20 protein-coding genes and 1 riboswitch are annotated in these 25,273 nt (G+C 55.3%); of the genes, 8 read left to right on the plus strand and 12 right to left on the minus strand.

Translation table 11 applies throughout. The annotated features are described in order from the left end of the window. Nucleotides 1-284: 284 nt before the first annotated feature. From malM to KGP21_RS26105, 4 genes are all read right to left on the minus strand, one after another. Nucleotides 285-1,187, minus strand: a complete 903-nt coding sequence (gene malM / locus KGP21_RS26090) for a maltose operon protein MalM (RefSeq protein WP_094982846.1) — start codon at nucleotides 1,185-1,187, stop codon at nucleotides 285-287. Between the two features lie 112 nt (nucleotides 1,188-1,299). Next, complete coding sequence (locus KGP21_RS26095) at nucleotides 1,300-2,595, minus strand: maltoporin (RefSeq protein WP_141234374.1); 1,296 nt, start codon at nucleotides 2,593-2,595, stop codon at nucleotides 1,300-1,302. Between the two features lie 29 nt (nucleotides 2,596-2,624). Beyond that, a complete protein-coding gene (gene malK / locus KGP21_RS26100; RefSeq protein WP_059199032.1) occupies nucleotides 2,625-3,740 on the minus strand; it encodes a maltose/maltodextrin ABC transporter ATP-binding protein MalK in 1,116 nt (371 codons plus the stop codon). Next, the gene (locus tag KGP21_RS26105; RefSeq protein ID WP_223498555.1) at nucleotides 3,733-4,707 is read right to left on the minus strand and encodes an alpha-amylase family glycosyl hydrolase; all 975 of its coding nucleotides are present in this window, start codon (nucleotides 4,705-4,707) and stop codon (nucleotides 3,733-3,735) included. Before KGP21_RS26105 ends, malK begins: the two co-directional genes overlap by 8 nt. Nucleotides 4,708-5,061: 354 nt before the next feature. Between KGP21_RS26105 and malE the strand changes: the two genes are divergently transcribed. From malE to malG, 3 genes are all read left to right on the plus strand, one after another. Further along, nucleotides 5,062-6,258, plus strand: a complete 1,197-nt coding sequence (malE, locus tag KGP21_RS26110) for a maltose/maltodextrin ABC transporter substrate-binding protein MalE (protein WP_371822650.1) — start codon at nucleotides 5,062-5,064, stop codon at nucleotides 6,256-6,258. Nucleotides 6,259-6,351: 93 nt separating this feature from the next. Next, complete coding sequence (gene malF / locus KGP21_RS26115) at nucleotides 6,352-7,926, plus strand: maltose ABC transporter permease MalF (RefSeq protein ID WP_218520213.1); 1,575 nt, start codon at nucleotides 6,352-6,354, stop codon at nucleotides 7,924-7,926. 12 nt (nucleotides 7,927-7,938) lie between these two features. After that, a complete protein-coding gene (gene malG / locus KGP21_RS26120; RefSeq protein WP_223500470.1) occupies nucleotides 7,939-8,829 on the plus strand; it encodes a maltose ABC transporter permease MalG in 891 nt (296 codons plus the stop codon). Nucleotides 8,830-8,917: 88 nt separating this feature from the next. Here malG and psiE read toward each other — a convergent pair whose 3' ends face one another. Continuing rightward, entirely contained in the window at nucleotides 8,918-9,325 is a 408-nt protein-coding gene (gene psiE, locus KGP21_RS26125; protein ID WP_021180827.1) for a phosphate-starvation-inducible protein PsiE, read from the minus strand. A 224-nt stretch (nucleotides 9,326-9,549) separates the two neighbouring features. On the opposite strand from psiE, the gene KGP21_RS26130 reads away from it, so the two are divergent. Beyond that, the gene (locus KGP21_RS26130) at nucleotides 9,550-10,986 is read left to right on the plus strand and encodes a capsule assembly Wzi family protein (RefSeq protein ID WP_223498557.1); all 1,437 of its coding nucleotides are present in this window, start codon (nucleotides 9,550-9,552) and stop codon (nucleotides 10,984-10,986) included. 62 nt (nucleotides 10,987-11,048) lie between these two features. Here the strand turns inward: KGP21_RS26130 and pgi are convergent, their stop codons facing one another. After that, nucleotides 11,049-12,695 (minus strand): glucose-6-phosphate isomerase, encoded by a 1,647-nt coding sequence (gene pgi, locus KGP21_RS26135; RefSeq protein ID WP_059199036.1) that lies wholly within the window; start codon nucleotides 12,693-12,695, stop codon nucleotides 11,049-11,051. A 336-nt stretch (nucleotides 12,696-13,031) separates the two neighbouring features. Further along, nucleotides 13,032-13,225, plus strand: a riboswitch (Lysine riboswitch). A 110-nt stretch (nucleotides 13,226-13,335) separates the two neighbouring features. On the opposite strand from pgi, the gene lysC reads away from it, so the two are divergent. Further along, on the plus strand, nucleotides 13,336-14,703 hold the full coding sequence (lysC, locus tag KGP21_RS26140) for a lysine-sensitive aspartokinase 3 (RefSeq protein WP_166733547.1): 1,368 nt from the start codon (nucleotides 13,336-13,338) through the stop codon (nucleotides 14,701-14,703). Nucleotides 14,704-14,962: 259 nt separating this feature from the next. Further along, a complete protein-coding gene (gene panS, locus KGP21_RS26145) occupies nucleotides 14,963-15,883 on the plus strand; it encodes a ketopantoate/pantoate/pantothenate transporter PanS (RefSeq protein WP_223500472.1) in 921 nt (306 codons plus the stop codon). A 66-nt stretch (nucleotides 15,884-15,949) separates the two neighbouring features. On the opposite strand, the gene KGP21_RS26150 is transcribed toward panS, so the two are convergent. Further along, on the minus strand, nucleotides 15,950-17,599 hold the full coding sequence (locus KGP21_RS26150) for a Na/Pi cotransporter family protein (protein ID WP_094982851.1): 1,650 nt from the start codon (nucleotides 17,597-17,599) through the stop codon (nucleotides 15,950-15,952). A 320-nt stretch (nucleotides 17,600-17,919) separates the two neighbouring features. Between KGP21_RS26150 and KGP21_RS26155 the strand changes: the two genes are divergently transcribed. Together KGP21_RS26155 and KGP21_RS26160 are read left to right on the plus strand one after the other, a co-directional pair. After that, a complete protein-coding gene (locus KGP21_RS26155) occupies nucleotides 17,920-19,173 on the plus strand; it encodes an FAD-dependent oxidoreductase (RefSeq protein ID WP_223500475.1) in 1,254 nt (417 codons plus the stop codon). Continuing rightward, nucleotides 19,170-19,442: a 4Fe-4S dicluster domain-containing protein gene (locus KGP21_RS26160; RefSeq protein ID WP_059199039.1), complete on the plus strand. Its 273-nt coding sequence runs from the start codon at nucleotides 19,170-19,172 to the stop codon at nucleotides 19,440-19,442. The genes KGP21_RS26155 and KGP21_RS26160 overlap by 4 nt, the downstream gene beginning before the upstream one ends. Here KGP21_RS26160 and KGP21_RS26165 read toward each other — a convergent pair. The 5 genes from KGP21_RS26165 to KGP21_RS26185 all read right to left on the minus strand — a co-directional run bounded on the left by KGP21_RS26165 (nucleotide 19,439) and on the right by KGP21_RS26185 (nucleotide 24,889). Next, nucleotides 19,439-20,377, minus strand: a complete 939-nt coding sequence (locus tag KGP21_RS26165; RefSeq protein WP_223536539.1) for an electron transfer flavoprotein subunit alpha/FixB family protein — start codon at nucleotides 20,375-20,377, stop codon at nucleotides 19,439-19,441. The two genes, KGP21_RS26160 and KGP21_RS26165, sit on opposite strands and share 4 nt — an antisense overlap. After that, nucleotides 20,374-21,177 carry a hypothetical protein gene (locus KGP21_RS26170; protein WP_223536541.1) on the minus strand — a complete coding sequence of 268 codons (804 nt, stop codon included), beginning with the start codon at nucleotides 21,175-21,177 and terminating at the stop codon, nucleotides 20,374-20,376. Before KGP21_RS26170 ends, KGP21_RS26165 begins: the two co-directional genes overlap by 4 nt. 12 nt (nucleotides 21,178-21,189) lie before the next feature. Continuing rightward, nucleotides 21,190-22,524 carry an MFS transporter gene (locus KGP21_RS26175; RefSeq protein ID WP_223500478.1) on the minus strand — a complete coding sequence of 445 codons (1,335 nt, stop codon included), beginning with the start codon at nucleotides 22,522-22,524 and terminating at the stop codon, nucleotides 21,190-21,192. Between the two features lie 54 nt (nucleotides 22,525-22,578). Continuing rightward, nucleotides 22,579-24,033, minus strand: coding sequence for an FAD-binding oxidoreductase (locus KGP21_RS26180; RefSeq protein WP_094982857.1), 1,455 nt, complete (start codon nucleotides 24,031-24,033; stop codon nucleotides 22,579-22,581). A gap of 70 nt (nucleotides 24,034-24,103) precedes the next feature. Beyond that, nucleotides 24,104-24,889: an SDR family oxidoreductase gene (locus KGP21_RS26185; RefSeq protein WP_071681636.1), complete on the minus strand. Its 786-nt coding sequence runs from the start codon at nucleotides 24,887-24,889 to the stop codon at nucleotides 24,104-24,106. Between the last annotated feature and the right edge of the window lie 384 nt (nucleotides 24,890-25,273).

Genomic DNA, 25,273 nt, shown 5'->3' on the forward strand with positions numbered 1-25,273 from the left:
GAGGCTGCGTGCCGCGCCAAGCCATACAAACTGTTAACAGAAATCCATTGTAACGCAGAAACGCAAAAGCGGCAGGCAGATTCGTGACGTAACGCATCCCCCATTATCAGGGGGTAAAACGGCAGGCTGTCGTAGTGGAAGATGTCATAACGCGAGAGAGTTCGTACTGTTGGCGCCACGCTGTCCCCCTCTGCTCGGTATCAGTGGGGAAACGCGGGTGGGCAGATGAAAAAAGGTGCGCCGAAACGCACCAATCATCAAGCCAGCATCGGTAGCGTGGGGGATTACCCCTTGCCTTTCACGCTGCCAATAAACGTTTCACGAGCGGTGGTGGAACCCAGTTTTTCGGCCTCATTCATCAGTTTCAGCGCCTTATCGATATCGCCCGCCTTGACCGCCTGTTTGATGCCGTTATTGAAGTAAGCCTCGGTGTCATTGAGCATCGGTTCTGCCGGTGCGCTGGCAACCGGTGCTGGAGCCGCAACTGCCGGAGCGGTGGCACCCACCACGACCGGTGGCGTTGCCGGAGCCGATTGCAGCATGCCAATCATGATGTTGCTGGCCCCTTGTTCTGCCGTCACCTTCAGCTTCAACGTGCCGCCAGTGCTGTGGCTGGCGATCGGATCCGGGATGTCCGGTACCGCGTTACCCACCCCTTGGGCGTAGGCTTTGGCCGGGTTGGTCAGGATGGTGGTTTTAGCCAGATCCTGCTGGGTGGTGTACACCAACAGATAGATCTGTTTTTGCCCCAGCGCAGGGGTCAGTTTCAATGTGCCCTCCAACCGATCGGCAGACATCACGCCCGGTGGCTGGTAAGCGAAATAGCTGCTCGGATAATAGGCCGCCGGGCGCATATGTTCATCCAGCACCAATACGCTTGGAGCATAGATTGAGTTTTTATTGGCCAGACTGCTCAATTGGATTTCCAGCGATCCCCGATCGGCCGGCAGCGCAAATGCAGCAACGGCTCCCTGGATCTGGCCCTGGTTGATCTGTGGGCTGACATTATTAAGTTGGACATCCTGGGTCACCGGCGGTACCAACGGCTGCCAAGGCAAACTTTGCAGGGTAGTGGCACTGATGGCCGGTGCGACAGAAACGTTGGCCGGAGTATCGGCATAGGTCGCCAGCGGTGCGCCGACGGTCAACGCCAGAGACAGGCAGAGTGACAGTAGATTTTTTTTCATTGTTATACCCTCTCGCTTTGAGCGTGTATCCCGGCAGCGGGCAGGCAAGCGCACTACTGCCGGTTAAACGATAAGAGGGAGAGCGTACAGGCGCCCTCCCGTCAAGCCAGTATTACCACCAGATTTCCATCTGGGCACCGAAGGTGACTTCGCTGTCTTTACCACGGCTGAAGGTATGCATGCTGGTATCGTTATAAGCCGTACCTGCGTTGTAGCCCGCACCGGAATCGTTGTTTGCGTAGCCCCACTTCTCATCCCAGTTGGCGTAGGTCGCGAAGACACGGATCGCCGGACGTGACCAGATGCTGTTACCCGCTTGCCACTGTTGTGCCAGGGTGACTTTGTATTGGCCGTTGCGATCGCCAGTACGTTGCGACTTCACGTTGTCGTAGCCAACTTCCATCAAGGTGCTCATGATTGGCGTCCATTTGTACATTGGGCGCACGCCCACGGTGTACCAGGTGGTGCCGTTGTCATTGTCGCGGTTAACGTCCTGATACATGGCAACATACATCATTGCCCAATCATCGTTGAAGTCGATGGCACCGTGATCCAGCACGCGGATCATCTTGCCGTTGTTATCAATGGAAGAACCTTGGCTGCGGCCGTTGTTCTGCGCAGTCATGGAATCGGTGGCGTACTGTACCGTGAATTTGTTGAAGCCGCCCAGGATGCTCTGGGTATGTTCCGCGGTAAACATCCAACCGTCTTTGCTTGCCCCGTCGACCAGGTGGTAACCGTCTTGCTCATTGGCACGGCCATAATCCACACCCAGTTCCAACGTACCGCCAGGATTCAGCTCAAGGCCAGCCAAACGCAGGTCGTAGGTATCGTTGACGGTTGGACGCTCGTCACGTTGATTGTCGATATAACCTAAGGAACCACCGGATTCGGTGTTACGGGTCACTGCAGCAGACAGCTTGCCGAAGCCCAAGTCGATATTTTCCAGACCGGCACCAGGACCTGAGATGTCCCAGTAGTAGAAGTCGATCATATGGACGTCATGACGTTGATAGAAGCGCTTACCGGCCCACATGTTGGCACCTGGCAACGCGTCGATCAGGTTTTTACCCTGCACGTTCACTTCACGGAAGGCCGGATTGGTCGATTCCCAATCAGACTGTTGCGACACGGAATAGGCCACGTTGGTGTCGAAGTAGAAGCTCTTGTCGCCCTCTTTCCACACTTCCTGGCCCAGTTTCAGTTCCGCATAGGTTTCACATTCGTTACCCAGACGGTACTTACTGCTGGCACCGGTGGTCTGGAAACACTGTTGCTCACCGCCGCTCCCGGTCCAACCGATACCGGAACGTGCGTAGCCGTGGAAATCCACCGCCATCGCTGATGAGGATAAGACACCGGCGGCGACAGCCAGAGTCAGAGGAAGTTTGCGCAGAGTAGTCATCATTATTCTCCTGTTATACAGACCTTGATGCTTTAAACACCCGGTTCCTGATGCAGCCGTTTACACGCCGTCCCGTCCTCGCGGAACAGGTGGCAACGGTGTGGCGGCAGGCCGATGGCGAATGTTGCACCTTCTTCTACCAGCACCACGTCGTTCTGGCGGTAAACCAGGTTTTGACGAATTGCCGGAATTTGGATATGGATTTGCGTCTCGTTGCCGAGCTGCTCCACCACCTGTACTTCACCCATCAATGTCACTTCAGACTCGGAACTCGGTAACAGATGTTCTGGGCGGATCCCCAACGACAGGTTGGCCCCAACCTCAATGCCCTCCCCCTCAACCGGCAGCCATACCAATTGGCGATTGGGCATCGGCAGTTCGATCTGTACCCGCAGCGCTTCCACACCGGTCACTTTCACCGGCAGGAAATTCATTTTTGGCGAGCCGATAAAGCCCGCGACAAAGCGGTTGGCCGGGTAGTGATAGAGTTCCAGCGGCTTACCGATCTGGGCTACACGCCCGGCGTCCAGCACCACGATTTTGTCGGCCAGCGTCATCGCTTCGACCTGATCGTGAGTGACGTAAATCATGGTGCGCTGCAGCCGCTTGTGCAGACGTGAGATCTCAATGCGCATCTGCACCCGCAGTGCGGCATCCAGGTTGGAAAGCGGTTCGTCCAGCAGGAACACATCCGGCTCAGCCACCAGCGTACGGCCAATCGCCACACGCTGACGCTGTCCACCGGACAGGGCTTTTGGGCGTCGGTCCAGCAAATGCGCTAATTGCAGCACTTCAGACACCTGATTAACCCGCTGATTGATTTCCGCTTTTTTAGCACCAGCCAACTTCAGGCCAAACGACATGTTGTCGGCCACGGACAGATGTGGGTACAGCGCGTAAGACTGGAACACCATGCCGATACCGCGCTCAGAAGGCGGTACCTCATTCATCCGTTTTTCACCGATGAACAGATCGCCAGAGGTAATATCCTCAAGCCCGGCGATCATGCGCAGCAGCGTTGATTTACCGCAGCCGGATGGCCCGACAAACACCACAAACTCGCCGTCATCGATAGTCAGATTGACGTCTTTGGAAATCACGACCTCGCCGAAGGCCTTATAAACGCTGCGCAGTGTGACGCTAGCCATGCGTAACTCCCCTGCTTTCGCAGTTAACATTTCGTGTAAAGATGGCGGAACCGAAGCCCGCCAAGACCCATTGATGACCCTCTTGCTGCGCACCGTACTGCCATGCCATAGGCTTGGTCGCCTCAGCCGGTGCGGCCGGCTGAGTATAAGGCTGTAGGTTGATCAGCGCTTCAAGGCATTGATCCTGATGGGTAATAAGTAAGCGAATAACGCCATTTTCCTGGCTGATCTGGTTCAGAACACCACATTGGATCACCGGGTGCTGACGCAGGGCCAACAGAGCCTGGCAGTAACGTAAGGTTGAATGGTGGTCGTGTTGCTGGCGGCTGATGGCCAGCGCACGGTGTTCTATCGCCACCTGTTGATACCAATGGATCTCTCCTGCGGTGACCTGCTCCGGCGCTTCATGCCAAGGCATCGGGGTTTGTGCCCCCTGCGGTTCTTGCAGATCCGCCGCGTGTGGCAAGCCCAGCTCTTCGCCCTGATACAAGCAGATAGGTGCGGGCAGTAATGCCAACAGGGTCAGGAAAGCCTGTGCAGAACGCAGATCGCCTTGCCCCCAATGGCTGACCACTCGCGGCTGATCGATTTCGCCGGTGCTCCAGACTTTTTCGCCCAGTTGGTGACGATGGGTATGCAACACCTCCACCAGCTTTTCGCAGCTGAACGGCACCACTTCCAGCGCCAACGCGCTGCGGACATAGTGCTGTTCGGGAGCGGCACTGCGGCAGATACGCTGAGAGCCTTCACTGTGCCAAAGTGCCAGCCCGTGCCCGGCGACTTCCGCTCCAGCCTCTGGCGATAACGCCTGCGGCAATAACAGCCCGTCCACCGCCAGTGCTTTCAGATAGGGCAGCGCCGCCATCATGCCGTGCATGTCGCCCACACCATCGCCGTTTCCATCGCGGAAACTGACCGGATGGATCCGGTACAGCGTGGGGTGAGTGGCGGTACGCACTGGTGACATAGGTCCGGGTTCCTGCAGCGTTAGGCGGTAAAAATCAATGTTGCCAATAGTGGGGTAACGGCAAGAAGGGGTAATCATCCGTAACAGAATTTTTCATGGGGGAGGAGATGGGAGGATGAGAGAACGACGATGCGCGGCGAAAGTTCCCGGCATAAGGCAAATCTGTGATCTTCCTTGCAAAAATAGCCCTGTCTTTTCGTGTCCGACACCACAGAATAGGGCGGTTTGCTAGCTGGATCACACTACTCAGGCATGGGGCGTAGACGGGGGGAGGATGAGAACACAGCGGGTTGTGACCCACTATTAGCGCGTAACCGCTCTCCTTACCGCAGTCCCCACAGAAGGATTGGATTTATGAATCGCATAATGACAACAACCGTACGCCGGCTTGCGCTTTCAGCATTAACAACGCTGGTGCTCTCCTCCTCCGCTTTCGCCAAAATAGAAGAAGGCAAACTGGTTATCTGGATCAACGGCGATAAAGGCTATAACGGCCTGGCCGAGGTGGGTAAAAAGTTTGAGAAAGACACCGGTATCAAAGTGACCATTGAACATCCGGACAAACTGGAAGAGAAGTTCCCGCAGGTTGCCGCTACCGGTGACGGTCCGGACATCATCTTCTGGGCTCACGACCGTTTCGGGGGCTACGCGCAATCGGGCCTGTTGGCAGAAATCCACCCTTCCAAAGCCTTCCAGGAAAAAATCTATCCGTTCACCTGGGATGCGGTACGCTTTGACGGCAAGCTGATCGGTTACCCGATCGCGGTGGAAGCCCTGTCGCTGATTTATAACAAAGACCTGATCAAAGAAGCGCCAAAAACCTGGGAAGAGATCCCGGCGCTGGATAAAGAGCTGCGCGCCAAAGGCAAAAGCGCCATCATGTGGAACCTGCAAGAACCCTACTTCACCTGGCCAGTCATTGCCGCCAATGGCGGTTATGCCTTCAAGTTTGAAGATGGCAAATACAACATCAAAGACGTGGGCGTAGCCAACGCCGGTTCACAGGCTGGCCTGCAGTTCATCGTCGATCTGGTGAAGAACAAGCACATCAACGCCGATACCGACTACTCGATTGCCGAAGCCGCTTTCAACAAGGGCCAGACGGCGATGACCATCAACGGGCCTTGGGCCTGGACCAACATCGAGCAAAGCAAAATCAACTATGGCGTCACGCTGCTGCCAACCTTCCAGGGCAAGCCGTCCAAGCCGTTCGTTGGCGTGCTGACCGCGGGCATCAACGCCGCCAGCCCGAACAAAGAGCTGGCGACCGAGTTCCTGGAAAACTACCTGATCACCGATCAGGGCCTGGCTGACGTTAACAAAGACAAACCGTTGGGTGCCGTGGCGCTGAAATCGTTCCAGGAACAGTTGGCCAAAGATCCGAAGATTGCCGCCACCATGCAGAACTCGCAAAACGGCGAAATCATGCCAAACATCCCGCAGATGAGTACCTTCTGGTATGCGATGCGTAGCGCCGTGATCAACGCCATCACTGGCCGCCAGACGGTGAAAGCCGCACTGGAAGATGCTCATACCCGTATCACCAAGTAAGACCCTGGCCATTGGCGGGCTGTGATGCCCGCCTTTGCCCTGCTGTGTGAGAGGCCGTTGGTCTCTCGCGGTAACACCTGAAAGGAAAGCCCTATGCAACTTGCTCACGCCGGAACACCCGCGCGAAAAAAATCGAAGTGGTGGCAGAGTGACCTACTGAAATGGCTGATTGTCGGCCTGTTCAGCCTGGTGACCTGCTATCTGATTGTGGTGATGTATGCACAGGGAGAATATCTGTTCGCCATCCTGACGCTGGTGCTGGTCAGTGCCGGGCTCTACGTGTTTGCCAACCGTCGTGCCTATGCCTGGCGCTATGTCTATCCAGGCGTCGCCGGGATGGGGCTGTTCGTCCTGTTCCCGCTGATTTGTACCATCGCTATCGCCTTTACCAACTACAGCAGCACCAACCAACTGACCTTTGAACGCGCTCAGTCGGTATTGATGCAACGCCAGTTCCAGACCGGTAAAACCTTCACCTTTGGGCTGTATCCGGCAGAAAACCAACAGTGGCGTCTGCAATTAACTCATCCGGACAGCGGTCAGTTACTGATTTCCGAACCGTTCAGCCTCAACGCCACCGAGCCACAAACATTGAAATTGGCGGTCGAAAGCACAGAGCCTGCCGGTGAGCGTGCTACGCTGCGCGTGATCACCCAGAATCGCCAGACGCTGAGCCAGCTTGTCGCCATCCTGCCGGAAGGTGGCGAGCTGCGCATGAGTTCCTTGCGCCAGTTCTCCGGCACCAGCCCGTTATACACACTAGGCAAAGACGGCACGCTGACCGATAACCAGACCCAGGTACAGTATCGCCCTAACCCGGATATCGGTTTCTATCAGGCCATCAATGCCGAGGGTAATTGGGCCACCGACACCCTCAGCCCGGGTTATACCGTCACCATCGGCTGGAAAAACTTCTTACGGGTGCTCAACGATGAAGGCATCCAGAAGCCGTTTATCTCCATCTTTGTCTGGACCATTATTTTCTCGGTGATGACCGTGATCCTCACCGTGGCCGTAGGCATGGTGCTGGCCTGCGTGGTGCAGTGGGAAGCGCTGAAAGGCAAAGCGGTGTATCGGGTGTTGCTGATCCTGCCTTACGCAGTGCCTTCGTTTATTTCCATTCTGATTTTCAAAGGGTTATTTAACCAGAGCTTCGGTGAAATCAACCTGATGCTCAACGCGCTGTTCGGCATTAAACCGGCCTGGTTTACCGATCCGCTCACCGCCAAAAGCATGATCCTGGTCGTCAATACCTGGCTGGGTTATCCGTACATGATGATCCTGTGCATGGGCCTGCTGAAAGCCATTCCCGACGATCTGTATGAAGCCTCGGCAATGGACGGCGCCAGCCCGATGCAGAATTTCTTCCGTATCACCCTGCCATTGCTGATCAAGCCGTTGACTCCGCTGATGATTGCCAGCTTTGCCTTCAACTTTAACAACTTCGTGCTGATCCAACTGCTGACCCGCGGCGGGCCAGACATGATCGGCACCACCACACCGGCCGGCTATACCGATCTGTTGGTGAGCTACACCTATCGCATCGCGTTTGAAGGCGGTGGGGGTCAGGACTTCGGGCTGGCGGCGGCCATTGCCACGCTGATTTTCCTGTTGGTTGGCGCACTGGCGATCCTGAACCTGAAAGCCAGCAAGATGAACTTTGACTAAGAGAGAACGACAATGGCCATGGTGCAACCCAAATCCCAGCGCGTACGCCTGTGGATCACCCATATTCTGATGCTGAGCTTTATTGCCCTGATCATGTTCCCGTTGCTGATGGTAGTGGCGATTTCGCTACGCTCCGGTAACTTTGCCACCGGCAGTCTGATCCCGGATCAGATCTCCTGGGACCACTGGCGGCTGGCGCTGGGGATGAGCGTCACCCAGGCGGATGGCAGTATCACCCCACCGCCTTTCCCAGTGCTGTTATGGCTGTGGAACTCGATTAAAGTCGCGGCGATCACCGCCGTGGGAATAGTGACGCTCTCTACCACCTGTGCCTACGCCTTTGCCCGCATGCGTTTTCGTGGCAAAAGCACCCTGCTGAAAAGCATGCTGATCTTCCAGATGTTCCCGGCGGTGCTGTCTTTGGTTGCGCTGTACGCCCTGTTCGATCGCCTGGGGCAGTACATTCCGTTTATCGGCCTCAATACCCATGGCGGTGTGATATTCGCCTATATGGGCGGTATTGCGCTGCACGTCTGGACCATTAAAGGCTACTTCGAAACCATCGATAACTCGTTGGAAGAAGCCGCCGCCCTGGACGGTGCCACACCTTGGCAAGCGTTCCGCCTGGTGCTGCTGCCCCTTTCAGTTCCGATCCTGGCGGTGGTGTTTATTCTGTCGTTTATCGCGGCGATCACCGAGGTGCCTGTGGCTTCACTGTTGTTACGTGACGTGAACAGCTACACGCTGGCCGTCGGCATGCAGCAATACCTCAATCCGCAGAACTACCTGTGGGGTGACTTTGCCGCCGCCGCTGTGCTGTCCGCCATTCCGATCACCGCCGTATTCCTGCTGGCACAGCGCTGGTTGGTCGGTGGCCTGACGGCGGGAGGGGTGAAAGGTTAATTTATGCCACTGCAATACGTTTGATGTACTTTGCTTCTCTCTATGAACTGTGTCTTTGGCGGCCTTCGCTGGGCCGCCATTTTTATTTTTACTCCCGCTTCAGCCGATCGGTGTTGGCCAGATACAAGGTCACTACCAGTAATAATATGGCGCCGGAATAAACCAGCGTGTCGAAAGGGTTTTCATGATCAACGATGATCAAACGAATAATCGCGGTAATGCCAATATAGATAAAGTAGCGTAGCGGGAAGTGATAACCCGACTCAAAGTATTTAACAATCAAGGCGATAAATTCGAAGTAGAGGAAATAAATCACAATCCCTTCAATCAGCTGATACGAAGAAGACTCCTCGTTGCTGACGAATAATACTTTCGCCAAATGAAAGGTTTCTTTGACCAAAAAAACTACCAGAATCGCCGCCAATAGCAGCAACCCCACGTTCAGTACCCGCTGTAACCCTTTGGCGATCATCAATGATCGTGATGTTTTTGCCATGACTTCTCCCGTCGTTCGGCCAGTTATTAGTGCAGAAAATGCCTAATGGGCTTTTTCCTAAAGTTGCCCTGAGGGTTTATCTTCAGGCGAATTTCCCTATTTTCAATTAGTTGTGTGAATTGATTACGCTTGTATATATTTGTAGCAAATTGAAATGTCCTCTATCATGGGCGTAGTCTCAGGCATTATGCCTCCAAATTCCCGTAATCTAGAAAGGAACTTTCATGCGAGCTAAACTCCACGCACTGGTCGCGGCAGGCCTTTTCACCTGTTCGTTTGCCAGCTACGCCGGCGGACTGGTGACTCCTGATAACGATCTGCGCAATGACCTCGCCTGGTTATCCGATCGCGGTGTGATTAACGTCAGCCTGTCTACCTGGCCGCTAAGTCAGGAAGAGATCAACTCGGTGCTGGCGCAAGCCAAGCCGGTGACCAACACAGAAAAAACCGTCATTGACCGCGTACAACGCCGGGTGGGTGACTTAAAAGCCAATATTACCGTCACCGGTTATACCTCTACCGACAAACCGGGCACGCCGCAGGGCTTCGGCCAAAGTCACTATGCCGACAGCAGCCTGACCATCGGCGCCGGTGCCAACGGTGAGTTCTGGGACGTGCGCCTGCAAGGTGCCGTGGAAGGCGATCAGCGCGTCTCTGATGGTTCCAAATTCAACCTGAACGGCTCATACGGTGCCATCAAAGTGTGGAACCAGTGGCTGTCATTCGGTGAAGTCTCTCAATGGTGGGGCCCTGGCTATGACGGCAGCCTGATCCGTTCCGACGCGGCACGCCCGGTGGCTGGCTTTATGCTGCAACGTGCCGATCAATCCCCGTTTGAAACGCCTTGGCTGTCCTGGATTGGTCGTTGGCAATATCAGATCACCGCAGGTCAACTGTCACAATATACCGCAGTACCTAACACCAAACTGATCGGTGGCCGTCTGACCATGATGCCAACCGACTTCCTGGAACTGGGTGCCTCACGCATTATGCAGTGGGGTGGCGATGGTCGTCCGCAGTCCTTCAGCTCATTCTGGGACGCCTTTGCTGGCCGCGATAACGACGACTCCGGCCAAGGTAACGATCCGGGCAACCAGCTTGCCGGTTTCGACTTCAAGCTGAAAATGCAGCCATTGATCGGTATGCCGGTCAGCCTGTATGGCCAGTTGGTGGGGGAAGATGAGGCCGGCTACCTGCCATCACAAAACACCTACCTGCTCGGCCTGGAAGGTCACCCAGAGTGGGGCCCAACCGTTATCAACTGGTATATCGAAGGGGCTGATACTCGCGCCGATATGAGCCGTAAGGGTTATGTTTATACACATCATACCTATAAAGACGGCTACTACCAGCAGGGTTACCCGCTGGGTCACGCTATGGGCGGTGACGGGCAAATGCTGTCCGGCCGTGTCGAGCTGGTGCTGGACGATGGCCAGCGCTGGAGCACTCGCCTGGTGTATGCCAAGGTGAACCCGCTGAACCAGAGCATTAACCAGGCATTCCCGAAATCTGACACGCTGAAAGGCATTCAGTTGGGTTGGGGTTATAACTTCGCTTCACAAGTGAAATTTGATACCAGCCTGTGGTACACCGATAACAACAACAGCACCGCCGATGACGTGGGTGCCGGTGTCAGCCTGGCAGTACCGATCAATCTGTAATCCCTGCAGATGTCAAAAAACCCGCCGCGGCGGGTTTTTTATTGGCTGCAATTCAGAGCAACTTAACGCCAGGCTTTAAAGCGATTGATCAAGCCGTTGGTTGAGGTGTCGTGGCTGGTCACCGCTTCTTTACCCGCCAGTTCCGGCAGAATACGGTTAGCCAGCTGTTTACCCAGCTCTACGCCCCATTGGTCGAAGGTGAAGATGTTGAGGATCGCGCCTTGGGTGAAGATCTTGTGCTCGTACAGGGCAATCAGGCTACCCAGGCTGAACGGAGTGATTTCGCGCAGCAGGATGGAGTTGGTTGGACGGTTGCCTTCAAACACTTTGAATGGAGCAACGTGCTTGACCTCTTCCGGCGTTTTACCCTGTGCGGCGAACTCTTCCTCAACCACGTCCAGTGACTTGCCAAACGCCAGCGCTTCCGTCTGTGCGAAGAAGTTCGACAGCAGTTTCGCGTGGTGGTCGCTCAGTGGATTATGGCTGATGGCCGGAGCGATAAAGTCACAAGGCACCAGTTTGGTCCCCTGATGGATCAGTTGATAGAACGCATGTTGGCCGTTGGTGCCTGGTTCACCCCAGATAATCGGGCCGGTCTGGTAATCTACCGGGTTGCCGTTACGGTCAACGTATTTGCCGTTTGACTCCATGTTGCCCTGTTGGAAATAAGCGGCAAAACGGTGCATATACTGGTCGTACGGCAGGATCGCTTCGGTTTCTGCGCCGAAGAAATTGTTGTACCAGATACCGATCAGCGCCAACAGCACCGGCAGGTTTTGCTCAGCAGGCGTCTGGGCAAAGTGTTTGTCCATCTCATGCGCGCCGCTCAGCAGCTGCTCGAAGTTTTCAAAGCCCAGAGACAGCGCGATAGACAGGCCGATTGCCGACCACAGAGAGTAACGGCCACCCACCCAGTCCCAGAATTCGAACATATTGTCAGTGTCGATACCAAACTCGGCTACCGCTTTACCATTGGTAGACAGCGCGGCGAAGTGTTTCGCGACGTGCTGCTGATCGCCAGCAGTGCTCAGGAACCAGTCGCGCGCGCTGAGGGCGTTAGTCATGGTTTCCTGGGTCGTGAAGGTTTTAGACGCCACCAGGAACAGGGTCGTCGCCGGATCCAACGGTTTTAGCGTTTCGGCAATATGGGTGCCGTCTACGTTGGAAACAAAGTGCATGTTCAGGTGGTTTTTATACGGGCGTAGCGCTTCGGTTGCCATATAAGGGCCGAGGTCTGAGCCGCCGATGCCGATGTTGACCACGTCGGTAATCGGTTTACCGGTATAACCTTTCCAGTCACCACCGATGACACGGTCGCAGAACTGTTTCATCTTCGCCAGCACCGCATTGACTTCCGGCATCACGTCCTTGCCATCAACAATGATTGGCGTGTTACTGCGGTTACGCAGGGCAACATGCAGCACGGCGCGATCTTCAGTACGGTTGATTTTCTCACCGGAGAACATCGATTTGATCGCACTTTGCAGATCGGTTTCTTTCGCCAGTGCCTGCAGCTTCTCCAGGGTTTCTGCGGTGATGCGGTTTTTGGAGTAATCCACCAGCATCTGATCGTTGAAAGTGGCAGAGAACTTGGAGAAACGCTCACTATCCTGAGCAAACAGGTCACGGATCTGGACGTCTTTGATTTGTTCGAAATGTTGCTGCAGGGCTTGCCAAGCAGCGGTTTGACTAGGATTGATATTTTTCATAGCGCGCTCTTATGCTTGAGAATGAATAGGAGGTAATGGACCGATTGTAGCCTGTTCGACTGTGATTATGATCTCTTTTCTTGCGATAGGCGTTAACTCTCAGGCCGCCGCACTCCATTTTTACCTTTCCACAACAATCTGCTGATATTTCACCTAACAGCCTGTTATCACGACGCTGAAACGTCCTTCTCATCACGCTTTTCTCTTCATGCGCAGTCCGCAATATTCGGTCGCTCTGCTTCTTCCAGAGCGCAGATGAAAATCCCTCAGCGTCTACCCGTTGACAGTAGCCAATAAACCCGTTATTCCTAATCACCTACTTGCACATCCACTGTGCAAGCCAGAAGAGGCGCGTCGCCCAGGTAGAGTGTCAGAGGAGCCATTATCCGATGACGGCACTGGAGGGGGAGCGACGCCGAGGCGAGATGCTTACGGCAATCATCACGTCGGCTACAGGGGCTGAATCCCCTGAGTTGTCACCATGGGCTGCTCTGTGTGAGCAGTCAGCAAGGTGGGGCGCTTCTGGGTGTATCGTAGCCTCAACCTCTACGCCTGCTCCCTGTTTACCGCTCTTCCCTTGTGCCAAGGCTTATGGAAATTAAATGCCAATTTGAATGGCGTCCCTGACACGAGGTTTTACATGACTCAAGCAGCACCCCAAAACGCAACCGTAGTAGCCAAATTCGGCGGCACCAGCGTGGCCGATTTCGAGGCGATGAACCGCAGCGCCGACGTGGTACTTTCTAATCCTGAAGTTCGCTTGGTGGTTTTGTCCGCCTCTGCCGGCATCACCAACCTGTTGGTAGCCCTGGCCGAGGGTTGCGACGCCGACAAGCGCAACGAACAGCTGGCCGAAATCCGCCGCATTCAATACGCCATTCTCGATCGCCTCGAGAACCCGATGGTGATCCGCGAAGAAATCGACCGTATGCTGGAAAATATCACCACGCTGTCGGAGGCCGCTGCGCTGGCCACCTCTGCCGCACTGACCGATGAACTGGTCAGCCATGGCGAGCTGATGTCTACCCTGCTGTTTGTGGAAATTCTGCGCGACCGTAAGGTTCAGGCAGAATGGTTCGATGTGCGTAAAGTGATGCGTACCGACGACCATTTCGGCCGCGCCGTACCGGATAGCGCTGCGCTGACCGAGTTGGCTCAAACCCTGTTGAAGCCCCGCTTGCAACATGCGTTGGTGATCACTCAGGGCTTTATCGGCTGCGAACCCAAAGGCCGCACCACTACGCTGGGCCGTGGCGGCAGTGACTTTACTGCGGCCCTGCTGGGTGAAGCGTTAAACGTCAGCCGCGTGGATATCTGGACTGATGTTCCGGGTATTTATACCACCGACCCACGCGTGGTGCCTGCCGCCAAACGTATCGATAAAATTGCCTTTGAAGAGGCGGCGGAAATGGCCACCTTCGGTGCCAAAGTGCTGCACCCGGCCACTCTGCTACCTGCCGTGCGCAGCAACATCCCGGTCTTCGTCGGCTCAAGCAAAGATCCTGCTGCGGGTGGCACGCTGGTGTGCAATACCACGGAAAACCCGCCGCTGTTCCGCGCGCTGGCCTTACGTCGCAAGCAAACCCTACTGACGCTGCACAGCCTGAACATGTTGCATGCACGCGGCTTCCTGGCCGAAGTGTTCAACATTCTGGCCCGGCATAATATCTCGGTCGATCTGATCACCACTTCCGAAGTCAGCGTGGCATTAACCATGGATACCACCGGTTCCACCACCACCGGCGGCAGTCTGTTAACCACCTCCCTACTTACCGAATTGTCCTCGCTGTGCCGGGTAGAAGTGGAAGAAAATCTGGCGCTGGTCGCCCTGATCGGCAACAAGCTCTCCCAAGCTTGCGGCGTCGGTAAAGAGGTGTTCGGCGTGCTGGATCCGTTCAATATCCGCATGATCTGTTACGGAGCCAGCAGCTATAACCTGTGCTTCCTGGTACCGGGTGATGATGCGGAGCGCGTGGTACAAACGCTGCATCACAATCTGTTTGAGTAAGCCCCTCACCCTAACCCTCTCCCACAGGGAGAGGGGACTGAACGTGCCACAGGTTACTATCTGCACCTACCTGTAGCTCCGGACTCGCCCCCTCTCCCCACCACAGTTCAACAGGCATCCCTGGACGCCATATCGGGAGAGGGCTGGGGTGAAGGGAAATTGATTGGCCTTAACTGAATCTACAGAGGCTCAGCAAACTGAGCCCACCACAACACACACCACCACACCCGTTCAATATTGGCAAAGGATAACCTCTCTCATGCTGGCAAAAATCACACGCTTATTCCCATTATGGGCCGTGCTGCTGTCTATTGCGGCCTATTACACCCCGTCGACCTTTACCGGTATCAGCCCTTACGTCAGTACGCTGCTGATGCTGATCATGTTTGCCATGGGCGTCACCCTGCGCCTGGATGACTTCAAGCGCGTGCTGTCGCGCCCCGGCCCGGTAGCGGCGGGGATCTTCCTGCATTACCTGATTATGCCGCTGGCCGCCTGGCTGCTGGCGATGCTGTTCCGTATGCCGCCGGATCTCTCCGCCGGTATGGTACTCGTTGGCAGCGTAGCCAGCGGCACTGCCTCCAACGTGATGATCTATCTGGCTAAAGGCGATGTTGCCCTGTCGGTGACTATTTCCGCCGTTTCGACTCTGGTTGGTGTCTTTGCCACCCCGTTGCTGACACGCCTGTATGTCGATGCCGAGATCAGCGTGGATATCATGGGGATGTTATTCAGCATTCTGCAGATCGTGGTGATCCCTATTGGGCTGGGCCTGATCGTCCACCACAGCTTTACCAAAACCGTCAAGCGGATTGAGCCCTATCTGCCAGCCCTGTCGATGGTGTGTATTGTGGCTATCATCAGTGCGGTGGTCGCGGGTAGCCAGAGCCATATTGCTTCGGTCGGGTTTGTGGTGATTATTGCGGTGATCCTGCACAACGGGATCGGGCTGCTCGGGGGCTACTGGGGAGGAAAAATGCTCGGCTTCGACGAATCTACCTGCCGTACGCTGGCTATTGAAGTCGGTATGCAAAACTCCGGTCTGGCGGCAACGCTGGGCAAGATTTACTTCTCACCGCTGGCCGCACTGCCGGGTGCGCTGTTCTCGGTTTGGCACAATCTGTCCGGTTCACTGCTGGCAGGCTATTGGTCTGGCCGCCCGATCAAGAAAGTGGATTAACAGCAAATAGGTTCATAAGGGGCGCGGCATGTGCAGCGCCCCTACGCAGGTATTGTTCTTCATTCATTACGGCGTTCTAGGGCTTTCCTCCCAATCACGGTCGTCATCTTTCTCATCTTGATCCAGCGCGTTATAAGCAACCGCGCAGAACAGCGAGTTAAGCCGCTTCATATCCCCCAACAGGGCCAGGTGCAGCGAACTGGTTTCAATACTTTGCACGTTTTGCTGATGCAGGCGATCGACGTGCGCATGGGCATAGCGACGATCCAGAATACGGAAACGGTGTTTGGAACGGCGTAACCGCTTGGCGCTGGTGATATCCCCAGAGAGGAATACCGATAGGCTAAGGCGCAGATTGTCAGTCAACTTTTCATGCAATTGGTCCAGTTCAGCCAGACCTTCGGCGGAGAACGAACTGCGCGCGCCATGCGATTGATCCGCCACATCACTAGCCATACGTTCGATGATGTCGCCAGCCTGCTCCAGGTTGAGGGCCATTTCGATGATCTCCGCCCAGCGGCGCGAATCCGCCTCTCCCAGGTCTTCCTTCTGGATCTGCGCCAGGTAAAGTTTGATCGCGGTGTATAGCACGTGAACGTCATCGTCCAGACGACGAACTTCTTTGGCCTGGATGCGCTTACCATGCAATACCTCATGGTGCAGGATCATCATATGCTCTATCACATCCCCCATCCGCAGGGTTTCCCGCGCCGCATTGGCCAGTGCCAAACTTGGCGTATCCAGCGCGCTGACGTCGAGGTGGCGTGGCCGCAAACGGGGATCCTCTGTCGGAGCATCGACAATCCACGTTTCGCACAGGCGCGCCATCGGCCCTGACAACGGCACCTGTAGCAGACAACGCACCAGGTTGTAGAACATGTGGAAATAGATCACCAACTCTTCTGTATTACCAGGCAACCGCTCAATACCGTGCGCAATCAGGGAAACAAACGGCAGCACCAGCGCACTGCCCAACAGTTTGAACAACAGGCTCCCCAACGCCACGCGACGGCCTGCGGCATTCTGGCCGCTGGTGTTTAACATCACCAACAGGCCGCTGCCCAGGTTGGCACCAATCACCAGGCACAGCGCCACCTGTAGAGAAATCACTCCCGAGGCGGTCAACGTCGCGGTCAACAACACGGCAGCCAGGCTGGAATAGCTGATAATGGCAAACAGGGCACCGATCAGCGCATCGAGCATCACATCGCCGGTCAGCGACGAGAAGATCACTTTGACGCCATAGCCCTGAGTGATCGGCGTAGCGGCGGCCACAATCAGTTCCAGCGCCAATACAATCAGGCCAAGACCAATGGCGACGCGCCCCATCTGGCCTACGCGGGTTTGCTTACGGCTGAGGAATAAAATCACGCCGACAAAAATCAGCAGCGGCGAAAGCCAGGAGAGATTGAACGTCAGCACCCGCGCCATGATCGCCGTGCCAACATCGGCCCCCAGCATAATCACCAGCGCAGGCCCAAGCCCCACCAGCCCTTGCGCCACAAAAGAAGAAACCAGCAACGCCGTCGCATTGCTGCTTTGCACCAACGCGGTTACACCGATACCTGCCACAAAGGCCAGCGGCTTTTTCTCTATGCTGCTGCTCAGAACCTGGCGCAAATTGGCGCCATAGACCCGCATGATGCCGGTCCGGACGATATGGGTTCCCCACACCAGCATGGCAATGGCGGAAAGCAGATTAAGAAGGGTCAACACGGAAGGCTCGCTCCATTGACGCCCGGCAGGCACCACAGGCTATCCCGCCTGCCAGACGCCAGTTAAGCAGGACAGCGGCAAATCGCTTATTGCTATCAAGAAGGAATACTCTAGAGGGAGAGCGCACCATGCATTATCAATCAATGCGACAGTGAAATCATGCAACTACCCGGAATATAACAGTTTCCAATTGTAGCCTAATTTGGCTGCTCTCGGGCGAAAATCGGCCACGAGCGCGCAAAAACTGTGCAATATCAATGAACTCTGGCACACGAGTGTTATTCTAATCGTCACACTTCACCCCTTGGTAAACAGAGCTGATGGAACATCCTGGTTTTGCAGCCATTATCGTTGGCGGCGGCGTTGCGGGCTGCACCGCGGCGCTGTTGTTGGCACGCGCGGGCATCAATACTTTGTTACTGGAACGGGGTACTCAGGCGGGCAGTAAAAACGTTAGCGGTGGCAGGTTATACACCCATGTTTTGGCCAATCTGCTGCCAAATTTTGCCGCTACCGCCCCTCTGGAACGCCATATCACCCAGGAAAGGCTCTCAATGGTGAGCGGCAATAGCGCGGTGACGCTAGATTATCGCCATGCCTTGCCCTGTTCCTACAGCCTACTGCGCGCCCGTTTCGATCCCTGGCTGATGGCACAGGCGGAAGCCGCCGGGGCACAATGCCTGACCGGTGCCTTGGTCGATGAGCTGATCGTGCAGCAAGGCCGGGTGGTCGGCGTTATGGCGGCGGGTGAAGCGTTATACGCCAATACGGTGATCCTGGCAGAAGGGGCCAATACGCTGCTTGGTGAGCATGCCGGATTGCAGCCAAAGCCACCAGCAGCAACGATGGCGATCGGCGTGAAAGAGGTGTTGGCACTGCCGCGCGAGCGGTTGGAAGATCGTTTCGCACTGGAGGATAACCAAGGTTGCGCCTGGCTGTTCGCTGGCCAGCCCACGCAGGGGAAAGTCGGCGGTGGTTTCCTGTACACCAACCGCGATAGCCTGTCGCTCGGCGTAGTATGTAATCTTTCCAGCCTCACTGAGAGTAAAATCGCCCTGCCGCAGATGTTGCAACAGTTCAAACAACACCCTGCCGTGCGGCCATTGCTGAAAAATACCGAGTTAAGGGAATACAGCGCCCATCTGATCCCCGAAGGCGGGGTGGAAAGCATGCCACCGCTGTTTGGTCCTGGCTATCTGCTGGTCGGCGATGCCGCGAGGTTATGTATTAATACCGGGCATACCGTGCGGGGTATGGATCTGGCGATGCTATCGGCACAGGCGGCAGCGGAAACCTTGATTGCCGGGCAAGAGTTGCAGCATTACCCCCTGCGGTTACAGCAAAGTTCGCTCTGGGCGCTGATCCAGCAGTATCGGCGTCTGCCGGAGATGATGTTGCAGTCGCCCCATTGGTTTAGCCGTTACCCGCAGTTGGCTGCCGACGTGCTGCAAGAGATGTTTGAGGTCAATGGAAATGCCCCTACGCCGTTGCGCAAGCTACTATGGCGCCACGCGCGCCGCATCGGTCTGAAGCAATTACTGAAAGATACCGTCAATGGAATGCGCAGCCTATGAACCAGCCCGATCTCAGCCACAACCATTATCAGGGGGATCACGCCAATCCACACATCATCCTGGCCGATGCACAGGATCGGACGATGCTGATGCGTTTGGTGATCGCCTGCCCCGCCGGGCTGTACCAGTTCCAGCCGGACGGCAGCCTGCGTTTCGACGTTCAGGGTTGCCTGGAATGCGGCACCTGCCGCCTGCTGTGTGGGGAAGAAACCATTACCCGTTGGCGCTATCCGCAGGCAGGCAACGGGATTGAGTTCCGCTTCGGTTAAAGGGCGTGGGCCAGAGCCTCTAGCACCTCGTGCATGTCCCCCACAATCCCTACGTCTGCCTGGGCAAAAATAGCCGCCTGTGGATCCTGGTTGATCGCCACAATCAGCTTGCTATGGCGAATACCGATGGCGAACGCCGGAGCACCGGAAATCCCGGCAGCAATACACACCTCAGGGGCAATGATGGCACCGGACATGCCCAGTAAGCGATCCATCTCGCACCAGGCGTTCATTACTACTGGTCTGCTGGCTGCCAGCTCCGCACCTATGCGGATAGCTAACTGCTGCATATGGGCAACCTGCCCGGCACTGCCAACCCCTTCCCCGATGGCCAGCACGTAGCGCGCCTGGCTCAGCGGTGACGCTGCGGGTTGTGGTGAACACGCCGAGGCCAGTATCCACTCGGCATCAGGAATATTGGTTGGCTCAAAGCGTTTGGCTATCACCGGGCCTGGCACTATTTCCATGCTTACCGCACCGCTGCGGGCCACGCTCAGGCACCAAGGCTCCCGCATCATCACCAGCTTGGCGGTGAGATGATTGCCATAGATAGCTTTGGTTACCCGGCATTCGCTGCCGTTAATGTGCGCCCGTTCTACCGCACAGCAGGCAGAACCACCACTCCGGCAGGCCAGTCGCGTGGCCAACTCGCCGCCTTCATCTCCAGCAAACAGCAGTAATCGGGGTGTGAAAGCTTGCCGCATCTGCTCCAATACCGCTAATCGCGTCTCTGCCAGCCGGGGAGCGCTAACCCAACGTATTTCTACTACCTCACCGTCCAGGCGTGGCAGACTCTGCGGTACCCCGTTGCTGAATAACCACAGCTCCAGGCTCTCTGCAGTAAGCTCGCTCAGCCGCAAGAACTGATTAATCTGACTGGCCTGCGTAGCAAAGTTAGGGGCATCTGAATCCAATATCAGTGCAATATTCATCATGGCCACCTTTCACCGAGATAATCCCGGCACAACCGCTGCACTTTCTGCTCCACGCTGTCCCCCTCAATCACTATCCCGGCGCGACGATGCTCCAGATAGCTTAAGCCACACAGCCGCACATCACCGGCAAGCTGTTCGGTCATCGCCAGCTCGGCAGATGACAGACGTTGGATCTGCCGTTTACCCGCCGCCAGCTTCTGCTGCAACGTAGGAACACGTAATGCACTCGCCTGTTGCGAGTTCCCCACGACCAGCACCAAAGGAGGCATCACTGTCATCACCTCCTGCCCATAAGCTGTTTGCCGAGTAACCCTTAAGGCCCCCGCTTCTTCTGCCGCAGCTAATTGGCAAACGCCGGTGATACAAGGCCAGCCAAGGCGCTCTGCCAACAGCAAAGGCGTTTGGCTATTTTGCCCTTCCAGGCTTTGCGCGCCCATGACGATCACCTGTTGGGATCCCATATGCTGCTGATAGGCCGCGATCAGGGCGGCAACCGTTGCAGGGTTAAAACGCAGATCCCACTCCGCAGGAGGTTCAATGCGTACCGCCTGCTGATATTCCAGCGCCATCAGTTGCTTCAGCGCCGGTTCGGCCATAGCATCGGCCACCGTCACGACGCTCAGGTTAAGTTCCCTCGCATCACGCAGCATCAGCACCATTTCCGCCGCGCTTTCGTCATAGCCGCTTAACAGACGTCGGGCAAAGCGGGTATCAATCTGCAACCGCCCATCGGGTTGCCAATCGCTTTTTGCCAACATGCCCAGATCCGGTGCGACCTTAATCGCCAACAGCAGATTCATCCGTTTCTCCTGTCAGTGGGCGATTAACGGCTTTACCGAGGAGGCGCCCACCAGCGTCATATCCTTGGTTTCCGGCGCCCACATGATCGAGACCACCGCCCCCAGCACCAATACGCCAGTCAGGATCAGCATGGTGCCTTGCAGACCCAGTGAAAGCATCGACACCGGTAGCAAAGCGGTGCCGATGGCCGAGCCAAGCCGGCTCATCGAGGTGGCAAAACCGACCCCCAGTGAACGAATATCGGTCGGGAAGCTTTCCGCCGGGAATACCCCGACCAGGTTACTGACCGCCGAAATCGTCAGCGTAAACAGAGCAAACAGCATTAACATGGCTCCCTGACCCGGAGGCACAAAGGCCAATGCCCCCAGGCTGACAGCCAGGATCCAGAACGCGCCGATCAGGAAGCGACGGCGCGGCAACCATTGGGTAAGGGCAATTCCCATCACCGCCCCCACCATCAGCAAGCCATTAAGCAGCAAATCGGTCGCAAAGCTTTGGTTCTGCCCCAGGGTGGTCAGGATCGAGGGGAGGAAGGTATAAATGGCGAAATAAGGGATCACCAGGCAGACAAAGAACAGGCTGTTGAACGCGGTACGCCGCCAGTAACGCGGTGAAAATAAGGTGTGCATATGGCGTGCGGTTTCTACCGGGATTTCGTCATTGAGGATCACCTGCGGGCCAAAACAGCGCAGCACTACCAGATGAGCCTCGGCGATCCTCCCTTTGCGCATCAGCCAGCGTGGCGACTCTGGCGTACCGATGCGTAAAAGCATAATCATCAACGCAGGCACGGCGCTGGAAGCCAACAGCCAGCGCCAGGACTCCGGCCCCAGATCGGCAAGGAAATGGCCAGCAAAGCCAGCGGCGACGTAGCCTAACGTCCAGATCACGCTAAAGGATCCCAGCAGGATGCCGCGATGTTTACGCGGAGCAAACTCGGCCAGCATGGTATGGCCTACGGCGTAATCGCCCCCTAGCCCGATCCCGACCAATACCCGTAGCCAGAACAGCTGTTCCGGCGTAGTGGCGAAAAATTGCATCACGGAAGCCAACGTAATGATGACAAAACTGAAGCTGAAAATTTTCTGACGGCCAATATGGTCGGAAACCCAACCCAATACCAGGCTGCCCAGGAACAGGCCAATCAGCGCCGAGCTGCCAATCATTCCTTCCCAAAACGGCGTCAACCCCATCTGCGGCTTGAGCTGGGCCAGCGCAAAGCCTATCACGCCCAGTACATAGCCATCGGTGAGGTGAGCGCCAAAGGTCAGCCCCGCCATTTTGTAGTGAAAAGCGTTGAGCGGAATATCATCCATGCGCACTTGCCGAGGCAGCCGTGTTGTCATCGTTACCCCCTATTCCAGCGCAAAAGGCCCGGCAAGCCGGGCCAGACAGGAACATTATTTTTCAATCGGATAAATGGTGCCGGTATTCATGATGCCATTCGGGTCGTACACCTCTTTCAGCGCCTTGAGGATATAGTAGGCACTGCCGTGTTCATCCTTGGTCCAGTGCACACGGTGCTTACCTATACCATGGTGATGCACCATCGAACCACCCTGCTTGATGGTCTCCTCCACGATGATTTTATTCAGTGGATTGTGATACTTGTCGATCTCTTCTTCCGGCTTGCAGTCCACCACGTTGTAGTCGTACACAAAGTACATATTGGTGCCGTTGATATAGCTGTGTGACGAGTGGCCGCCCAGCATAGTGATATCACCGGCATGTGGGAACTCATCGCGGATGCGGCGGATCACATTCTCGTAAATCGCATTGATGCAGCCCCAGTCGCCGGAAACCTCGGTGGTGAAGCCCATATTGTTGGTCTTCATGATCTGTACACGTTCTGCCGCCACTTTTTCCGGGCCCCAGTTCAGATTGTTGAACCAGGTTTCAATCAGCTTGCTGTCGACCTTTTTACATTCCGGATAGCGTTTAACGATCTCATCAATCCCCGCGCCGGTCGCCTGCGCGATCCCTTTGGCTCCTTCGGCCATAAAGATCAGCACGCATTTGCCTTCGGCAAAGTGGGTAAAATGCTGGGTCCCGTCTTCCGCGTCATACAAGCGGGCAATGGAAGGGCGATAGCCTTCGACCATCACTTCCCGCAGGATGTCGAAACCGGTTGCCATGTTATCGAGGATGTAACCGTAGAACAGGTTGTTTTCCGGCATGTATTTGAAGATTTTCACCGTCACTTCGGTGATAAAACACAGCGCCCCTTCGTTACCGATAATCACGTGGCGGATATCCGGGCCAGCGGCACGGCGCGGTACGTTTTTAATGCGGGTGATGTTGCCGTTCGGGAACACCGCTTCCAGCCCAACCACCATGTCTTCAATCGCGCCGTACAGCGTAGAGAACTGACCGATACTACGTGTTGCCACCAGGCCTCCCATCTGGGCCAACGGCTTGGATTGCGGAGAGTGGCCGGTCGTATAACCCTGGGCACGCAATTGATTTTCCAGCACTTCCAGCGGTACGCCGCACTGCGCCGTGGCCTGCATATTACGGATATCAATGTTGATGACCTTATTCATTCCCGAGCCATCCAGCACCACGGAATTCTTCACTACCGTTTCCAACCCGCCCTCGGTGGCCGAAGCCCCGGTGCGCGGTACGCCAGTAATGCCGTGCTTATTCATGAACGCCAGCACATCGGACACCTGCTGGGTGTCGGCCAATTTCACCACGGCGGCAGGCAGCGGCTGGGTAAACACGCCATGAATATCGGCATATTTGCGGAAACGGTCTACGCTGTTTTTCTGCAGCACTTTTTCGTCGGTAATCACCCGCTCTGGGCCAACAAGTTCTTTTAACTGGACGACAATTTCTTCACGGGACAGAGACATAAATAACCCTTCCTAAATTAAGAATAGATAAAATCGGCTTAAGTAAAATTAAAAGGAACCACCCATTAATTTAGCGAACCAAATAACCGCCATCGACAACCAACAAATGACCATTAACATAATCAGAGGCTCGACTGGCTAAAAATACCATCGCGCCCATCAGATCCTGCGTTTCACCCCAACGATTAGCCGGAATATGGTCAAGAACGCGCTTATTGGTTTCTGGGTTTTTACGCGTTTCGATCGTAATATCTGTCGCATAATAGCCTGGCGCAATACCATTAACCTGAATATTGTATTGCCCTAATTCATCGCAATAGGCCTTGGTAAAACCGGCCAACGCATGTTTAGTGGCCGAGTACGCCGGTGACCATTGGCCGCCCAAATAAGAGAACAGGGAACAGATATTAATGATTTTCCCCTGTTTTTTCGGGATCATGATTTTTGCTGCTTCATAGCTCAATTCAAAGGCTGCGGTCAGGTTAATATCGATCATCGGATCCCAGTCTTCGCGGCCGAAATCCAGTACCTTATTCAGCTTACAGATACCGGCGTTGTTCACCAAGATATCCACCGAACCGAAGGTCTCCAGACACTGGGCAATCACTCTGGCAGGCGCGCCTTTCTCAGTAATGTCCACCTGCATAAACTCAACCTTCACCCCTTGCCGCTCAATCATTTCGCGGGTTTCGCCCTTATCCATGATAAAGCTTGGGATGAACAGGTTGGCACCGGCTTTGGCCAACGCCATGGCAAATGCCTGCCCCAGACCGCTGTTGCCACCGGTGACGATGGCGGTTTTGCCTTTTAGCGAGAAGAAATCTAACGAGAACTCATTTAACGCGTTTATTGACATGATTTTGCCCCTTGGTCTGGAAAAAACGCAAAAAAAAGAGAAAAGCAACCTCCCTGCGCTTGGCAGAGAAGTTACTTTTCTCTTCATCTCTAGTAACTGGCAAAAAAAGTAACACATAGGGTCAAGGCTATTCCGTGATGCCTATCACAGTTTCATTTCTTGCCAGGTCGGATTGATATTAAAACTTATTTATTTCGCACTAACTCGGTGAATTACTATGCAATCAGATCCCGTCTAATGTTCCCTACTTCGGTTTTGTGATAACTCTCACAGATGAATTATAGGTTGCCGTGCTATTTATTACCGCAGTTACTGAAAGAGACGAAGAGAAAAGTAACTTCCTGCACTGCGGGAAGCTTGCTTTTCTCTTTTTTTGTTTAACGC

The sequence above is a fragment of the Serratia sp. JSRIV004 genome (genome assembly GCF_019968705.1).
In the GTDB taxonomy this organism is placed as follows: domain Bacteria; phylum Pseudomonadota; class Gammaproteobacteria; order Enterobacterales; family Enterobacteriaceae; genus Chania; species Chania fonticola_B.

Excerpts from the sequence above, each read along its gene's own strand:
- malM (WP_094982846.1), bottom strand. The coding sequence starts at position 1,187 with ATGAAAAAAAATCTACTGTCACTCTGCCTGTCTCTGGCGTTGACCGTC.
- KGP21_RS26095 (WP_141234374.1), bottom strand. The coding sequence starts at position 2,595 with ATGATGACTACTCTGCGCAAACTTCCTCTGACTCTGGCTGTCGCCGCC.
- malK (WP_059199032.1), bottom strand. The coding sequence starts at position 3,740 with ATGGCTAGCGTCACACTGCGCAGCGTTTATAAGGCCTTCGGCGAGGTC.
- KGP21_RS26105 (WP_223498555.1), bottom strand. The coding sequence starts at position 4,707 with ATGTCACCAGTGCGTACCGCCACTCACCCCACGCTGTACCGGATCCAT.
- malE (WP_371822650.1), top strand. The coding sequence starts at position 5,062 with ATGAATCGCATAATGACAACAACCGTACGCCGGCTTGCGCTTTCAGCA.
- malF (WP_218520213.1), top strand. The coding sequence starts at position 6,352 with ATGCAACTTGCTCACGCCGGAACACCCGCGCGAAAAAAATCGAAGTGG.
- malG (WP_223500470.1), top strand. The coding sequence starts at position 7,939 with ATGGCCATGGTGCAACCCAAATCCCAGCGCGTACGCCTGTGGATCACC.
- psiE (WP_021180827.1), bottom strand. The coding sequence starts at position 9,325 with ATGGCAAAAACATCACGATCATTGATGATCGCCAAAGGGTTACAGCGG.
- KGP21_RS26130 (WP_223498557.1), top strand. The coding sequence starts at position 9,550 with ATGCGAGCTAAACTCCACGCACTGGTCGCGGCAGGCCTTTTCACCTGT.
- pgi (WP_059199036.1), bottom strand. The coding sequence starts at position 12,695 with ATGAAAAATATCAATCCTAGTCAAACCGCTGCTTGGCAAGCCCTGCAG.
- lysC (WP_166733547.1), top strand. The coding sequence starts at position 13,336 with ATGACTCAAGCAGCACCCCAAAACGCAACCGTAGTAGCCAAATTCGGC.
- panS (WP_223500472.1), top strand. The coding sequence starts at position 14,963 with ATGCTGGCAAAAATCACACGCTTATTCCCATTATGGGCCGTGCTGCTG.
- KGP21_RS26155 (WP_223500475.1), top strand. The coding sequence starts at position 17,920 with ATGGAACATCCTGGTTTTGCAGCCATTATCGTTGGCGGCGGCGTTGCG.
- KGP21_RS26160 (WP_059199039.1), top strand. The coding sequence starts at position 19,170 with ATGAACCAGCCCGATCTCAGCCACAACCATTATCAGGGGGATCACGCC.
- KGP21_RS26165 (WP_223536539.1), bottom strand. The coding sequence starts at position 20,377 with ATGATGAATATTGCACTGATATTGGATTCAGATGCCCCTAACTTTGCT.
- KGP21_RS26170 (WP_223536541.1), bottom strand. The coding sequence starts at position 21,177 with ATGAATCTGCTGTTGGCGATTAAGGTCGCACCGGATCTGGGCATGTTG.
- KGP21_RS26175 (WP_223500478.1), bottom strand. The coding sequence starts at position 22,524 with ATGACAACACGGCTGCCTCGGCAAGTGCGCATGGATGATATTCCGCTC.
- KGP21_RS26180 (WP_094982857.1), bottom strand. The coding sequence starts at position 24,033 with ATGTCTCTGTCCCGTGAAGAAATTGTCGTCCAGTTAAAAGAACTTGTT.
- KGP21_RS26185 (WP_071681636.1), bottom strand. The coding sequence starts at position 24,889 with ATGTCAATAAACGCGTTAAATGAGTTCTCGTTAGATTTCTTCTCGCTA.